The organism is Dactylosporangium sucinum (assembly GCF_014647515.1).
Lineage (GTDB): Bacteria > Actinomycetota > Actinomycetes > Mycobacteriales > Micromonosporaceae > Dactylosporangium > Dactylosporangium sucinum.
Window position 1 is genome coordinate 138565 of record NZ_BMPI01000023.1, and the last position, 13952, is coordinate 152516.

Genomic DNA, 13952 nt, shown 5'->3' on the forward strand with positions numbered 1-13952 from the left:
TCAGCCGTGCGCCGGACGGCCGCCGCGGCCCTCGCCGAGCAGGTCGGCGAACAGTGCGCGGTAGTGCATGAGGGCCTGGCGCAGCTGCTCGGTCGACGCCTGGCCGCGTTGGTTCACCTGGTTGATGTGGTGTGCCTCGCGGTAGTGGTCGAGCGTCGCCGCGTGCTCGACGCTGAGGTCCTGCACGCGGGTGTCGAAGTCGTCGGCGTCCTCGATCGGGTAGCCGCGCTCGGTCATCACCCTGGTGACCAGCGCGTCCGCCTCGCGGGTGGCCGCCTCCGGCTCCTCGACGAAGTGCGCCTGGGTGCGCTCCCACTGCTTGAGGTACCGCAGGCGCTCCTGCGGATCGAGCTCCCGCAGCTGCAGCTCGGCGTGGCGGCGCTGGCGGGCCTGCAGGTGGCGTTCGGCCGCGCGGCGGCTGGGCTGCTCGGCGAGGGCCCGGTCGTATTCGGCGCCGAAGCGCCGGCGGAGCTCCCTCGTGCGCCGCCACTGGGCGACGGCCAGGACGGCGATCACCACCACGAGCACTACGATGATGATCACGGCGATCGCGGTCGAGGACATGAGCGTGATCCCTTCGCAGGAGCCACGCTCGACGCTAACGCGCCGCCCCGGCGCCGACCTCACCCTCCGCCGGGGCTACAGCGCGATCGGCCGGTACCGCAGCGCGACGTCGACGATCTCCGCCGCGGACGCGTCGGCCAGCTCGGCCGGCGGGTGGAAGATGAGGTCGACGACGCCCGGGTACAGCACGTTCGTCGTCAGCAGCAGGACGTAGTAGTCGGTGTCGGGGCCGCCCGCGCGGACGCGGCGCACGACCTCCGCCAGCTCGTCGCGCGTCACGCCGGCGACCTTCGGCCGGGCGGGCCGGGCGGCCTCGAGCGCGAAGTCCTCGACATCGCGGGAGCCGGCGTAGGTACGGAAGTGATACGCGGTGTAGTCGTGCCCGGTGCCGGCGTTGAACGCGGCTATCGCCGCCTCGGCCGCCCCGGTGTCGCCCCGGTCGAGCAGCTCCTCGACGGCCTCGATGGCGGCGCACAACGCATCGACCCGCTCCGGGGTGACGGCGGGCGGGCACAGCTCGGCACGCAGCTCCATGCGCGCCATTCTCCACGCCGCGGCCGCCGGTTGCGCCCCAGCACCGTGACCACCGCGAGCGCGGTGGCCGACCGGCGGAGATCGCCGCCCGGCTGTTGCTGTCACCATTGACGGCCAAGACCCACGTCAACCGGGCGATGACCAAGCTCGACGTCGGCGACCGCGCCCTGCTGGTCGTGATCGCGTACCAGAGCGGCCTGGTCAGCCCGGAAGACCGGCTGTAAGGAGGGTGCTATGCGGGCGCTGGTCCTCACCGGGCCGCACCGGGCCGAGGTGCGCGACGTGGAGCCGCCGGTCGCCGGGCCCGGCCAGGTCGTCGTCGACGTCGAGCGGGCCGGCGTGTGCGGCACCGACGTCGAGCTGTTCACCGGCGAGATGAGCTACCTGCACACGGGCGCCGCGTCGTACCCGCTGCGGCCCGGCCACGAGTGGGCCGGCGTGGTCAGCTCGGCCGGCGCCGGCGTCGATCCGGGCTGGCTCGGCCGGCGGGTCACCGGCGACACGATGATCGGCTGCGGGCACTGCGACCGCTGCCGCGCCGGCCGCCACCACGTCTGCGCCGAGCGGCACGAGCTGGGCATCCGCGACGGACTGCCGGGCGCCCTGGCCGAGCGGGTCGCCGTCCCGGCGGTCACGCTGCACGCCCTGCCGTCCACGATGGACGCCACCCTCGGCGGGCTCGTCGAACCCGGCGGCAACGCCCTGCGGGCCGTCGAGGCCGCCGGTGTCGCCCCCGGCGAGCGGCTGCTCATCCTCGGCACCGGCACGATCGGCCTGCTCGCGGCGATGTTCGCCCGGGCCCGCCGGGCCGAGGTGCACCTGCTCGGCCGCGACGAGGCCCAGCTGGACCTCGCCCGCCGCCTCGGCTTCAGCACCGCCTGGACGGCGTCGTCACTGCCGGCGCTGCCGTGGGACGGCGTGGTCGACGCCTCCAACGCCCCCGCGCTGCCCGCCCGCGCCCTGGAGCTGGTCGAGCCCGGCCGGCGGATCGTCTACATCGGGCTGTCCGGCACCCCGAGCACGGTCGACACCCGCGAGATCGCCCTCAAGGACGTGACCGCGGTCGGCATCCTCGGCGCCTCCGCGGGGCTGCCGGGGGCGATCGCCGCCTACGCCGACGGCTCGGTCGACCCGCGCCCGCTGGTGGCGGCCACCGTCGGCCTGGACGAGGTCGCGGCGGCGCTGGCCGGGGAGCGGCCCCCGGGCGCGGGCCCGAAGCTCCTCGTCGACCCGCGCCGCTGACGCTCCGGCTACTTGCCCTCCTGCTCGCCGTCGGCGGTCATCGCGCCCTGGCCCGGCTGGCTGGGCAGGAAGACGTGCTGGTGGCCGTGGCCGGTGTCGACGTTGAGCTGGTCGAGCTGGGTCGCGCCGACCGACCAGGTGGCGATGGCGGTGTCGCGCTGGCGGCCCGCCAGGGCCAGCAGGGCCGGGCGCTCCGCCTCCGGGGCCTTGACCGCGGCGGCGTACGTGTCGACGGCCAGGTCGAGCTGCCTGGCGCCGGCCGCCAGGCTGGAGCGGGCGATGTTCACGGCGGTGCCGGCCGAGGGCGGGTCGGCGAAGTCGGACACCGCCTTGCGGGTCACCACCTTCCAGCCGTCGGCCTTGGACTGGGCCGGCGCCTCGCCCGGTTGCGCGGCCTTCGGCGGGACCGCGGTGTGCAGGCCGTCGAGGACCGGGGTGAGCAGGTCACGGATCCGCCGGGCCTGGTCGGTGAGCGTCACGACCTGCTCGGCGTCCCGCTGCACCTCGGCCGCCTCCATCGCGTCGATGCGCTTCTCGGTGTCGGTGCGGGGGTCGGCGAACGCGGCGCCGATCCAGGCGCCCAGCAGACCGCCGGCGATGAGGGTGACGAGCGGTGCGACGGCGACCCACCAGCGCTGCTGCTGCTGTTGCTGCTGCTGCGGGCGGGGGCGGGTGCGGGCCGGCGGCTTCGTGCGCATGACGGATCCTTCACGACAGCGCGCGGCTCGCCGAAGACCGCGGGGGACGGTGAGCGTCGATCATACCGTGGCGCCGGGGTCGGCCCGGCGCCACGGCGTCGGTGCTTCAGAACGTGCCGGCGGTGTTGCACTTCGCCTTCTGGACCACGCAGTCCTTCACCCGCTGGCCCATCGCGACGTTGTCCCAGGCGAGGAACACGTCGCCGTGCATCGACGAGGCCATGCCCGAGGCGAGCGTGAAGCCGTCCGCGTCGCCGCGGGTGTTGTAGTCGATGACGAACGAGATGTTCGGGATGGCGACCGGGTAGGCGCCCGCGCACTGGCCGTTCACGGTGCTGTACGACACGTGCGACTTGTGGTCGGGGCTGTCCAGGTTGACGCCGTCCCAGCAGTCCTGGAACACCAGCTGGAAGGTGAGGTTGGCGGTCGCGGCGCAGATCGGCCAGTTGCCGTCGGCGCTGCGGCCGACCTCGCCGCCGGGGCCGGCGCACCAGAACTGGCCGGGCGCCCCGGACGGCGTGGCGACCTGCCGCTTGGCGTCGCCGGCGATCATCCGCATACCCTGCGGGAACGGCAGCGTCCGGCTCGGGTCGGGCAGGCGCGAGCCGTAGTACACCGTGACCCCGCGCGGCTCGATCGCGACCCCCCGCTGGTACAGGGTCGGGATCCAGTACGCCGACAGGTCGGTCGCCGGGCCGCAGCTCGTGGACGAGTTGGCGAGCAGCGACTCGGTGGTGGTGTTCGCGTTGGTGGTGCGGTTGCCCAGGAAGCTGTGCATGTGCGAGGCCCCGGGCAGGCCGGGGAAGATGATCGGGTCGTCCTTGAACGAGTGGCTGTAGGTGCAGGCCGCGTTGAACTCCGAGACCCGCACCGCGTTGGCCGGGGCCGGGTGCATCGGCAGCGCGTTGAACTGGGCCAGCTGGGCCTGCCACTTCGCCTGGTCCATCTTGATCCAGCCGGTGCCGGCGGGCGCGCTGGTGCTCGGCGTCGGCTGGGTGCCGCCGGTGCCGAAGACCTGGAACTCCCAGAGCGAGACGCCGTACTGCGTGGCCCGGCGCGTGGTGTTCAATCGCACGTAGCGGCCGGAGCCGGACACGTTGAGCGTCTGGGTGCCGCCGGTGCCGTTCACCGTGGTGTTGATCGTCGTCCACGAGCTGCCGTCGGCCGACGTCTGGACGGTGAAGTCGCGGGCGTACGCGGCCTCCCACTGCAGCACGACCCTGGTGATCGTGGCGGTGGCCCCGAGGTCGACCTGGAGCCACTGGGGGTCGCTGAAGGCGCTGGACCAGCGGCTGCCGGCGTTGCCGTCGACGGCGTTGGCGGCCGGCGTGCCGGCGTTCTCGGTCGAGGAGGCGGTGGCCGGCTTGCCCTGCGAGATCGGCGTCTCGGCCGCGTCGGCGGCGTGCAGGGCGAGGTTGGTGAGGAACGTGCCGGCGAGCGCGGTGAGCGCTGCGCCGAGCACCATGGTGCGCAGCCGCAATCGGCCCGCGCGGGCGGGACGGGACATGAGGCTTCCTCCGGGTCTGCGGGTGCGGCCGGGGGCGGAGTCCGGCCGATCTTGCCAGAGAGCGCTCTCTGTGTTTGTCCACCTTGAACCCGTTGGTTGAGATGTGTCAATGGCTCGGGGCAAATGGGAGAGCGCTCTCCAGCCAGCTTGAACCTTGTAGCTTGCGGCCGGCCGGCCGTCGATGGGAGTGGGAGAGCGCTCCCCTGGCGTGCGCTCATGATCCCGAGGGATTCGAAGGGGCGCCGGCGCGCTCCGGAGATCCGGCACACCGCCCGATGCCCGGCGTGGACGCGGGCGGGCTCCGGCCGGCGGTTGTGCGCCCACGCGGCCGCGCCTCCGCCCCGGGTGGCGCGGAGACGGCCTGGGGAAGGGGCGGCCGACCGCGCCGGCCGTGGGTGAGGGCGCCCTCGTGGGGCGGCAGACCCGCCAACCAGCGTCGGCGGGCGGACCCCAGCCCCGGCCGGCGCGCGCCGGCCGAGCCGCCCCACGTGGCCGGCGTCGGATAGCCGACCTCGGGCGCATCCGGCGGGCGACTTCGGCCGGCGGCGCGAACCGACAGAATCGGCGACCATGAACGCGCCACACCAGCCGCCCTACCAGGGCGTTCCACATACAGGTCAGCCGTACCCGGCCCAGCCCTATCCGGCTCCGGTGCCGCCCAAGAAGTCCAGGCTCGGCCTCGTGCTCGGCATCGTCGCCGTCGTGCTCGTGCTCTGTGCCGGCGGCGGCATCGCGCTGCTGCTCAGCGTCGACACCTCCGACGACACGCCCACGGCGGCCGGGACGTCGGCCGCGGCCACCGCGAAGGCGCAGGGCGGTGGCTACCGGCAGCCGTCCGACCCGTGCTCGCTCGCCGACCTCAAGGTGCTCGGGCCCCGCGTCGGTGCGGGCAAGGGCGAGGCCACCGAGGAGAAGACCCGCTTCACGCTCACGGGCTGCGAGTACTTCCTCGCCGCCGCCGACGGCGCGCAGGAGGTCAAGGCGTTCGCGAACGTCGACGGCGACACCGCGGCCCGCTACAAGGAGTCCGCCGACGTGTACCCGAAGATCACCGGGTTCAGCCAGGACAAGGTCACGGGCTGCGGCGCGCAGGGGTTCTTCACCAAGCGGCTCAGCTCCGGCGACCAGCGCCTCGAGGCCATCCTCGTCTGCACCGACCAGAACCTCTACGTCGAGGTCCGCTTCAACGCCGGCGGGAAGGAGGCGTGGGACGCCGCCGCCATGCGGGCCAACATGGTCAAGCTGGTCAACGGCATGATCGCGAACGTGCCCAAGGCCTGACGGTCTTGCCCGGAGGCTAGCCGACCGGCTAGCCTCCGGGCGACCGCCGGCGACCATCGAGGGGACGTGTCATGCAGCTCGCGCAGAAGGTCGTCGTGGTGACCGGGGCCGGCAGCGGCATCGGCCGGGCCGTGGCCCTGGCGGCGGTCCGGCGCGGCGCCCACGTGGCCGCCGTCGACCTCAACCCGGCGACCCTGGCCGAGGACCGCGGAGCTGGCCCGGGGCGCCGTGCCGGACCGGCTCTACCGGCTCAGCCCCAGACGTGCCGCCGGCCTCATCGCTGACAAGGTGCAGGATCTCCTGCAGCGATGAGGCCGGCGGATTCGGGGGGATGAGGGGTGGTCAGATGAGCCAGCGGTTGCGCTGGACGAAGGGGAGCTTCGCCCACCGGCGGCCGAGGCCCCAGGTGTGGCCCGCGTAGGACAGCGCCAGGACGATCAGCGCGACCGCGTAGACCACGTGGTAGTCGACGAGCGGGTTCGACGAGCCGCTCGGCGCACCGCTCGCGGTGTGCTGGGCGATCGGGAACTCGGCGAGCCACATCGCGGCCATCATGAGGGTGCCGGACACCGCGGCGACGCGCAGTCCGATGCCCGAGACGAGCGCGAGGCCGATGCCGAGCAGGCCGAGCATGAACAGCCAGTTGGCCCACCAGGTGCCGGCGGCGGCGTGCGCGGCCGACTGGAACGGCCCGACGTCCACCGACTTGAGGAACCCGTTGGTCGGCGACCCGCCGTTGACCCACGCCTTCGCCGACGGGGTCGAGTAGCCCAGGCCGAACGCCTTGTCGGCGAACGCCCACAGGAACACGGACCCGGTCGCGAAACGCAGCACCGCGAGCGCCTTGGCGGCGGTCCTGGTCAGCATGCTGCCCGGTGCCTCGACCCGCTCCAGGTGGTTGGCGGGGGAGTGGTTCACGGTGGTCATCTTCGGCCTCCTGCCGTTCACTTCGACGCCCACAGCGTCCCTCCGGGACCGGGTCGCGCGACCGGGCCGGACCGCCCGAACCCGCGGGACCGAAGTCCTACCGCGTTCCGGGACCCTCGCCGAGACGCGCGCCGCCGAGGTGCGCGCACAACGCGAGCAGCTCGTCGAGCAGCACCGGGTCGCGATGCTGCTCGCCGGGGTGCCAGTCGCGGTCGGTGAGATACCCGCCGCTGTCCAGCGCCTCGTCGGAGGCGGCCAGCCAGGCCGGGACGCGGGCCGCGTCGGCGGGGTCGGTCGGCGCGCCGGCGCCGCCCATCCGGGTGCGCACCCAGCCCGGGTCGACGGCGTTGCTGAGCGTGTCCGGCCAGCGCCGCGCGAACGCGAAGGCGAGCAGCATGCAGTACAACTTGGATGAGCAGTAGGCCTCGTAGCCGTTCCACTGGCGCGTCTCGTAGCTCACGTCGCGCAGGTCCGTGACGCCCTCGGCGGCGAGCGCCGAGGACATGAACACCAGGCGGCCCGGCCGCGGCATGAGCGCGGTCAGCAGGTACGGCGCGAGGACGTTGACCTGGAACGTCGAGTCCAGGCCGTCCTCGGTCAGCGCCCGCTCGGAACTGTCCATCCGGGCGATCCCCGCGTTGTGGACCACGGCGTCGAACCGGCCGAGGGTGGCGGCCAGCGCCCGCGTCTGCTCGAGCGAGGCGAGGTCGCCGACCACCACGTCGGCCGCGGCGGGCACGGCGGCCTTCGCGGCCACCGCCCGCTCCTCGGTGCGGGCGTGCAGGACCACGTGGTGCCCGGCGGCGGTGAGTTGCTGCGCTATCTGCTGGCCGATGCCGTCGGCCGAACCGGTGACAAGGATGTGTTTCATGGTCGCGGATGCTCGCAGACCGCAGTTGTGAGCCGTTTGCAGCCGAATTGCAGTGCGCTGGAACGGGACCTTCGACTCGTCCCGAAAAGGTAGGGTTGCCCTTGGGCGACTGGCCTCCGTCGCGAGAGGGTAAGGGTAGCCCCGGACCACGGATCGCAGGCAGGAAGGAAGCTCCGGTGACCACTGTTGCGCAGGCCCAGGTGGGACAGCTCAGCGACGAGGATGTCGCGCAGCTCGATGCCTGGTGGCGAGCCGACAACTATCTCACGATCGGCCAGATCTACCTGCAGGACAACCCGCTGCTACGCCGTCCCCTCGAGCCGGGCGACATCAAACCCCGTCTGCTCGGCCACTGGGGCACCAGCCCCGGCCTCTCGTTCGTCTACGCCCACGTCTCCCGGCTCATCCGGATGACCGGCCAGCAGGCGATCTACCTCGCCGGCCCGGGCCACGGCGGCCCGGCGCTCGTCGCCGCCGGCTATCTCGAGGGCACCTACAGCGAGGTCTACCCCGCCGTGTCGCAGGACGAGGCCGGCCTGCTGCGGCTGTTCCGCCAGTTCTCCAGCCCCGGCGGCATCCCGAGCCACGTCTCGGTGACCACGCCCGGCTCGATCCACGAGGGCGGCGAGCTCGGCTACGTGCTCGTGCACGCGTTCGGCTCGGTGATGGACAACCCCGACCTGCTCACGATCGCGGTCGTCGGTGACGGCGAGGCGGAGACGGGCCCGCTGGAGGGCTCCTGGAAGGGCATCTCGTTCCTCAACCCCACGCGGGACGGTGCGGTGCTGCCGATCCTGCACCTCAACGGCGCGAAGATCGCCGGCCCGACCGTCCTGGCCCGCAAGGACCCGGCCGAGGTGCGCTCCCTGCTGGAGGGCCACGGCTACGAGGTCCTCGAGGTCGAGGGCGACGACCTGCCCGGGATGCACCACCGGTTCGCGGCGACCCTCGCCGAGGCCTGGGGCCGGATCCGGGCGATCCAGCGCTCGGCCCGCGAGGGCACCTGGGACGGCACGCGCCCGCGCTGGCCGCTCATCGTCATGCGCACCCCGAAGGGCTGGACCGGCCCCGACGAGGTCGACGGCATCCGGGTCACCGGCACGTGGCGGTCCCACCAGGTGCCGCTGTCCGGGGTCAAGGACAACCCGGAGCACCTCGCGCTCCTGGAGCGGTGGCTGCGGTCGTACCGTCCGGAGGAGCTGTTCGACGAGAGCGGCGCGCCGTCCGAGCTCGTCCGGGCCCTCAACCCGGCCGGGGACCTGCGGATGAGCGCCAACCCGCACGCCAACGGCGGACTGCTGACCAAGGACCTCGACATCCCCGACTTCCGCGGCTACGCGGTCGAGGTCGCCACGCCCGGCGTCGGGCGGGCCGAGTCCACCCGCCGCCTCGGTGAGCTGCTGCGCGACCTCTACGCGGCCAACCCCGACAGCTTCCGGCTGTTCTGCCCCGACGAGACGAACAGCAACCGGCTCGGCGCCGTGTTCGAGGTCTCCGACCGGGCGTTCGCGGAGCGGGTCCTCCCCGGCGACGTCGCCATCAGCCGCGACGGGCGGGTCATGGAGGTGCTGTCGGAGCACAACTGCCACGGGTGGCTGGAGGGCTACACGCTGACCGGCCGGCACGGGATGTTCGCCACGTACGAGGCGTTCGCCATGGTGTCGGCGTCGCAGACGGTCCAGCACGGCAAGTGGCTGCAGGAGGCCAAGCGGCTGGCCTGGCGGGCCAAGGTGCCGAGCCTCAACGTCCTGCTCACGTCCACGGCCTGGCGCAACGACCACAACGGCTTCTCGCACCAGGGCCCCGGCCTCATCCAGGTGGTGCTGACCCAGCGCGGCGACATCGCCCGGGTCTACCTGCCGCCGGACGCCAACTGCCTGCTGTCGGTCGCCGACCACTGCCTGCGCTCGCGCTCCTACATCAACCTCATCGTCATCGACAAGCAGCCGCAGCTGCAGTGGCTGACGATGGACGAGGCGGTCGAGCACTGCGCCCGCGGCGCCGGGATCTGGGACTGGGCCGGCACCGACGACGGCTCCGCCGACCCCGACATCGTGCTGGCCTGCGCCGGCGACGTGGTGACGATGGAGGCCGTCGCGGCCGCGCGGCTGCTGCGCGAGCGGCTGCCGCAGCTGCGCGTGCGGGTGGTCAACGTCGTGGACCTCATGACGCTGGTCCGGCCGAAGGACCACCCGCACGGGATGAGCGAGACCCGCTTCAAGGAGCTGTTCACCGACACCGTCGACGTGGTGTTCGCCTTCCACGGCTACCCGGGCGCGATCCACCAGCTCGTGCACGGCCGGCCGGACGCCGACCGGTTCCGGGTGCGCGGCTTCATCGAGGAGGGCACCACCACGACGCCGTTCGACATGACGGTGCGCAACCGGGTGTCGCGGTACCACCTGGTGATGGACGCCATCAACAACGCCAAGCGGCTGCCGCGCGGCGCCGCCGACCTCAAGGTGTGGTGCGAGGCGAAGCTCGCCGAACACGAGACGTACGTGGTCGAGCACCTCGAGGACATGCCGGACGTGCGCGACTGGACGCTGGGCGACTGGGCCGAGCGAGGCTGACCGGTCCCCGGGTCGGGGTGCATGCTGAAGGCACACCCCGACCCGGGAGGACCACCATGACCGACATCGAGGCCGAGCGGCGGCGCATCCGGGCCGCCCACCTGCGCCCCGCCGGCGAGCGCCCCGCGTCGACGGCCCGCGGCCTGCACCACACCGCCCTCCTCTCCGGCGACGTCGAGCGGACCGTCCGGTTCTACCAGGACGTGCTCGGCTTCCCGCTCACCGAGCTCATCGAGAACCGCGACTACGCCGGGTCGTCGCACTTCTTCTTCGACATCGGCAACGGCAACCTGCTCGCCTTCTTCGACTTCCCCGGCCTCGACGTGGGGCCCTACGCCGAGGTCCTCGGCGGCCTGCACCACGTGGCGATCTCCGTCGATCCGCAGCGCTGGCACGAGCTCGTGGGCCGCCTCGGCGCGGCCGGGGTCGAGTACGTTGTCCACAGCGGTGTGTCGGTGTACTTCCGTGACCCCGACGGCGCCCGCCTCGAGCTGATCGCCGACCCGCTCGGTGAGATGTATGGCAACCGTGTGCTCTGACCGCGCCCTGACCGGCGGCTCGTCGCCGGCAGCCGCGACGAGCCGCCGCTGCTCGATGACCGCCTGATCCGGTTAGCTGTCGGCTGACCGACAGCAACCTTCCCGTCGGACGGGACGTGTTCTCGCCGAGCGGCCGGGACAACCGGTCGTCCGATGGGGAGGAAGGGCAGTGTGATCACCTTGCTTGACGGGGGCCGCGCGAGAGCATCCGACAGCTCACCCCCGCACCGACTCACGTTCGAAGAGTTCTACGCGGTGACGTTCCAGCCGCTCACCGTCCAGCTGTTCGCGTACACCGGCGACCTGGCGGCCGCCCAGGACCTCGCGCAGGAGGCGTTCTGCCGCGCCCTCGCCCGGTGGCAGCAGGTCGGCGGCTTCGACGACCCGACGGCGTGGGTGCGCCGCGTGGCCTGGAACCTGGCCACCAGCCGGTGGCGGCGGGCCCGGGTCGCCGCCCAGTTCGCCCGGCGGCACCGGCCGGAGCACGTGGCCGCGCCGAGCCCGGACCGGGTGGCGCTGGCCCAGGCGCTGAGCACGCTGCCGCCGCGGCTGCGCCGGGTCGTCATCCTGCACTATCTCGCCGACCTGCCGATCAGCGACATCGCCCGCCAGGAGGGCGTCGCCGAGGGCACGGTCAAGTCGTGGCTGCACCGCGGCCGCGCCGCGCTCGCCGCCGAGCTCACCGAGAAGGAGCACCGCCGTGGCTGACCTCGACGACCAGCTGCTCGCCGCCGCGTTCGCCGACTTCCGCAACGAGGTCGCGCCGTACGTCCGGCCCGCCGGCACCGAGTCGGCCCACGCCACGGTGCGCCACCGCCGCCGGGTGCGCGCCACGGTCGCGACCACGCTCGCCGCGCTGGCCATCGCCGCGCCGGTGGGCGCGTACGCAGCCGCCGGCGGCGACTCCCACGGCCCACCCGTCCAGCCCGCCGACTCGGTGACGGCCGCCGTCTCGGGGGCGCCGTCGCCGTCGCCCACACCGTCGTCGTCCCCGTCGGCGTCCGTGTCCCCGCCGGCGCCGGCCGACAACCGGATCCCCCGCGCCGAGCTCGACAAGGCCACCCTCGACGTGCCGGACTGGGCCTCCGACGCGATCGTGACCGGCTGCGTCTCGGGCCCGGTGAAGTTCAGCGGCGGCGCGCACTTCATCCGCGACTCGGTGCACATCTACCTGGACCAGGTGGAGTACGTCGACCTCGACGGGGACGGCGGCCGCGAGACGGTGATCCGGATGTCCTGCGGCGACCAGACCACCACGTTCCAGGTCGTCGCGTTCGCCCGCGCCGACGACGGCGGCATCCGCACCCTCGGCCAGGTCGTGCGGCAGACCGGCGAGATCAGGACGATCTGCGGCCTGCGCGCGGGCACCGACGGCGCGGTCGAGGCCCAGGTCGGCGACTACGCCACCCCGCTGCGCTGCTTCGAGCCGGGCCCGCACGTGCAGTTCCAGTGGCGCGCGTACTCCTGGGACGGCGCCCGCTTCGCCCAGTCCGGCGGCCCGACCTCGTTCCCGCCCAACCCGAAGGTCACCGATCTCGCGGTGGCCGCCACCGACCTGGCGTTCCGCCGCGCCGAGGGCGGCGGCCTCGCGGCGTCGATGACGGTGACGGTCCGCAACGACGGGGCATTCCGCCTGCCGTACCGCGTCTCGCTCTCCCTGCCGGACGGCCTCGGCCCGCAGCTGCCGGGCGGCTGCCAGCTGGTGCCCTACCCGCAGGCGGTCGTCATCTCGTGCGACCGCGACGGCCTGGCCCCCGGCGAGACGACGACCCTGACGATCCAGTTCCTTGCGCCGGCCCCGGTGACCGTGGGCCTGGTACCGATTGCGGAGGTCTCCATGGCCGACGGCTACGCGGACTCGAACCGCGCCAACAACAGCGCCGAGTTCCGCATCGTTTTCTGACGCGGGACCTTCGGCCCTGACGGGCGGCCGGTGACGGGCGGCACGGTGGAAGGACGGAGGGAGGGCATCATGACATCCTCGTCCTGGAGCCGTGCCGCGTTCGTCGCCGCCGTCGGCGACGCCGTCCGGGCACCGTCCATCCACAACAGTCAGCCTTGGCGGTTCCGGTACCGCGCCGACGCCATCGACGTGCTCGTCGATCCCTCGCGCGCGCTGCCGGCCTGCGACCCGACCGGCCGGGCGGCCCGCGTGTCGTGCGGCGCCGCCGCGTACAACCTGATGCTGGCGCTCGCGGCGGGCGGCGCGCCCGCGCGGTACACCACGGGCATCGGCGCCACCGTGGTGCGGCTGACGCCCGCCGCGCCGCGCCCGCCCACCCCGGCCGAGCAGCGGCTGCACCGCCAGATCGGGCGGCGGCACACCAACCGCGCGGCCTTCGCCGACACCCCGGTCGAGCCGGCCGCCCTGGCCGCGCTGACCGAGGCGGCCCACGCCGAGGACGGCTGGCTGGAGGTCGTCACCGGCGACCGGCTCGACGCGGTGGCCGGGCTCGTGCGGGCCGCCGACCGGGAGCTCACCGCCGACGCCGCGTACCTCGCCGAGCTGCGCGCCTGGACCAGCGAGGCCGACCATCGGGTCGAGGGCGTCGACCGGCAGGCCGCGGGCGCCGCGCAGCACCCCGGCGAGCTGCTGGCCCGCCGTGACTTCGGCGGCGCCGCGCAGGACACCACCCACGACCTCGCGCGCGCGCCGGTCGTGGCCGTCGTGGGCGTGGCCGGCGACGGGCCGGCGGACGAGACCCGGGCGGGGATGATGCTGCAACGGGTCCTGCTGACCGCCGCCGACCTGGGCCTGGCGACGGCGATGTACTCCCAGCCGATCGAGGTGCCCGCCGTGCGGGCCCGGCTGCGCGACCTGCTGGGCCGCCCGGACCTGCCGCAGCTGGTGCTGCGGTTCGGCTACGCGCCGACCACCTGCTACACGGGTCGCCGCCCGGTCGCCGACGTCGTCGACGTCGGCGACGGCTGACGGTCCCGGCCGGACCGGGCCGGAGGTCCCGGGCGATCAGGGTGGTTGTGCTCTGCCGGGTGGACGCCCCTCCGGGAGACGCTGTGGGCAGCCAAGAGAACGCGGCGAACCACCTGAGCCCCGGAGGGCACCATGAAGCGCAAGACGCTCGACATCATCGTCGGTCTCGGCCTGGTCGTGCTGGCCGGGCTCCTGCTGGTCGCGGGTCTCGTGCTGACCAGCAACGCGAACTTCGCCAACGACTACGTCAAGGCCCAGCTGACCCAGCAGCAGATCTCGTTCAA

The 13952-nt window shown here is 73.5% G+C and carries 14 protein-coding genes and 1 pseudogene; 9 read left to right on the plus strand and 6 right to left on the minus strand.

Translation table 11 applies throughout. The features are described from left to right. Together IEZ31_RS23850 and IEZ31_RS23855 are read right to left on the minus strand one after the other, a co-directional pair. Window positions 1-564: a hypothetical protein gene (locus IEZ31_RS23850; protein WP_190252165.1), complete on the minus strand. Its 564-nt coding sequence runs from the start codon at window positions 562-564 to the stop codon at window positions 1-3. A 75-nt stretch (window positions 565-639) separates the two neighbouring features. Further along, window positions 640-1098, minus strand: coding sequence for a hypothetical protein (locus tag IEZ31_RS23855; RefSeq protein ID WP_190252166.1), 459 nt, complete (start codon window positions 1096-1098; stop codon window positions 640-642). Between the two features lie 77 nt (window positions 1099-1175). Between IEZ31_RS23855 and IEZ31_RS23860 the strand changes: the two are divergent. After that, window positions 1176-1322, plus strand: a pseudogene (locus IEZ31_RS23860) (LuxR C-terminal-related transcriptional regulator); the annotation flags it as partial. A 10-nt stretch (window positions 1323-1332) separates the two neighbouring features. Next, entirely contained in the window at window positions 1333-2340 is a 1008-nt protein-coding gene (locus IEZ31_RS23865; protein WP_190252167.1) for a zinc-dependent alcohol dehydrogenase, read from the plus strand. A gap of 8 nt (window positions 2341-2348) precedes the next feature. Here IEZ31_RS23865 and IEZ31_RS23870 read toward each other — a convergent pair whose 3' ends face one another. After that, window positions 2349-3038, minus strand: coding sequence for a hypothetical protein (locus IEZ31_RS23870; protein ID WP_190252168.1), 690 nt, complete (start codon window positions 3036-3038; stop codon window positions 2349-2351). A gap of 106 nt (window positions 3039-3144) precedes the next feature. Then, a complete protein-coding gene (locus tag IEZ31_RS23875) occupies window positions 3145-4545 on the minus strand; it encodes a DUF1996 domain-containing protein (protein WP_190252169.1) in 1401 nt (466 codons plus the stop codon). Between the two features lie 570 nt (window positions 4546-5115). Here IEZ31_RS23875 and IEZ31_RS23880 point away from each other — a divergent pair. Then, a complete protein-coding gene (locus IEZ31_RS23880) occupies window positions 5116-5826 on the plus strand; it encodes a hypothetical protein (RefSeq protein ID WP_190252170.1) in 711 nt (236 codons plus the stop codon). Between the two features lie 71 nt (window positions 5827-5897). Next, window positions 5898-6110: an SDR family NAD(P)-dependent oxidoreductase gene (locus IEZ31_RS58215; protein WP_190252171.1), complete on the plus strand. Its 213-nt coding sequence runs from the start codon at window positions 5898-5900 to the stop codon at window positions 6108-6110. A gap of 58 nt (window positions 6111-6168) precedes the next feature. On the opposite strand, the gene IEZ31_RS23890 is transcribed toward IEZ31_RS58215, so the two are convergent. Further along, window positions 6169-6753, minus strand: a complete 585-nt coding sequence (locus tag IEZ31_RS23890) for a DoxX family membrane protein (RefSeq protein WP_190252172.1) — start codon at window positions 6751-6753, stop codon at window positions 6169-6171. A 97-nt stretch (window positions 6754-6850) separates the two neighbouring features. Beyond that, window positions 6851-7624: an SDR family NAD(P)-dependent oxidoreductase gene (locus IEZ31_RS23895; protein ID WP_190252173.1), complete on the minus strand. Its 774-nt coding sequence runs from the start codon at window positions 7622-7624 to the stop codon at window positions 6851-6853. A gap of 176 nt (window positions 7625-7800) precedes the next feature. On the opposite strand from IEZ31_RS23895, the gene IEZ31_RS23900 reads away from it, so the two are divergent. The 5 genes from IEZ31_RS23900 to IEZ31_RS23920 all read left to right on the plus strand — a co-directional run bounded on the left by IEZ31_RS23900 (window position 7801) and on the right by IEZ31_RS23920 (window position 13668). After that, window positions 7801-10197 carry a phosphoketolase family protein gene (locus IEZ31_RS23900; protein WP_190252174.1) on the plus strand — a complete coding sequence of 799 codons (2397 nt, stop codon included), beginning with the start codon at window positions 7801-7803 and terminating at the stop codon, window positions 10195-10197. Window positions 10198-10253: 56 nt separating this feature from the next. Beyond that, window positions 10254-10736, plus strand: a complete 483-nt coding sequence (locus IEZ31_RS23905) for a VOC family protein (protein WP_190252175.1) — start codon at window positions 10254-10256, stop codon at window positions 10734-10736. Between the two features lie 180 nt (window positions 10737-10916). Then, a complete protein-coding gene (locus tag IEZ31_RS23910; protein WP_229835786.1) occupies window positions 10917-11444 on the plus strand; it encodes a SigE family RNA polymerase sigma factor in 528 nt (175 codons plus the stop codon). Beyond that, on the plus strand, window positions 11437-12639 hold the full coding sequence (locus IEZ31_RS23915) for a hypothetical protein (protein WP_190252177.1): 1203 nt from the start codon (window positions 11437-11439) through the stop codon (window positions 12637-12639). Before IEZ31_RS23910 ends, IEZ31_RS23915 begins: the two co-directional genes overlap by 8 nt. Before the next feature lie 69 nt (window positions 12640-12708). After that, the gene (locus IEZ31_RS23920) at window positions 12709-13668 is read left to right on the plus strand and encodes an Acg family FMN-binding oxidoreductase (protein WP_190252178.1); all 960 of its coding nucleotides are present in this window, start codon (window positions 12709-12711) and stop codon (window positions 13666-13668) included. Window positions 13669-13952: the final 284 nt, after the last annotated feature.

Coding starts and splice junctions, on each gene's coding strand:
- IEZ31_RS23850 (WP_190252165.1), bottom strand. CDS start 564: ATGTCCTCGACCGCGATCGCCGTGATCATCATCGTAGTGCTCGTGGTG.
- IEZ31_RS23855 (WP_190252166.1), bottom strand. CDS start 1,098: ATGGAGCTGCGTGCCGAGCTGTGCCCGCCCGCCGTCACCCCGGAGCGG.
- IEZ31_RS23865 (WP_190252167.1), top strand. CDS start 1,333: ATGCGGGCGCTGGTCCTCACCGGGCCGCACCGGGCCGAGGTGCGCGAC.
- IEZ31_RS23870 (WP_190252168.1), bottom strand. CDS start 3,038: ATGCGCACGAAGCCGCCGGCCCGCACCCGCCCCCGCCCGCAGCAGCAG.
- IEZ31_RS23875 (WP_190252169.1), bottom strand. CDS start 4,545: ATGTCCCGTCCCGCCCGCGCGGGCCGATTGCGGCTGCGCACCATGGTG.
- IEZ31_RS23880 (WP_190252170.1), top strand. CDS start 5,116: ATGAACGCGCCACACCAGCCGCCCTACCAGGGCGTTCCACATACAGGT.
- IEZ31_RS58215 (WP_190252171.1), top strand. CDS start 5,898: ATGCAGCTCGCGCAGAAGGTCGTCGTGGTGACCGGGGCCGGCAGCGGC.
- IEZ31_RS23890 (WP_190252172.1), bottom strand. CDS start 6,753: ATGACCACCGTGAACCACTCCCCCGCCAACCACCTGGAGCGGGTCGAG.
- IEZ31_RS23895 (WP_190252173.1), bottom strand. CDS start 7,624: ATGAAACACATCCTTGTCACCGGTTCGGCCGACGGCATCGGCCAGCAG.
- IEZ31_RS23905 (WP_190252175.1), top strand. CDS start 10,254: ATGACCGACATCGAGGCCGAGCGGCGGCGCATCCGGGCCGCCCACCTG.
- IEZ31_RS23920 (WP_190252178.1), top strand. CDS start 12,709: ATGACATCCTCGTCCTGGAGCCGTGCCGCGTTCGTCGCCGCCGTCGGC.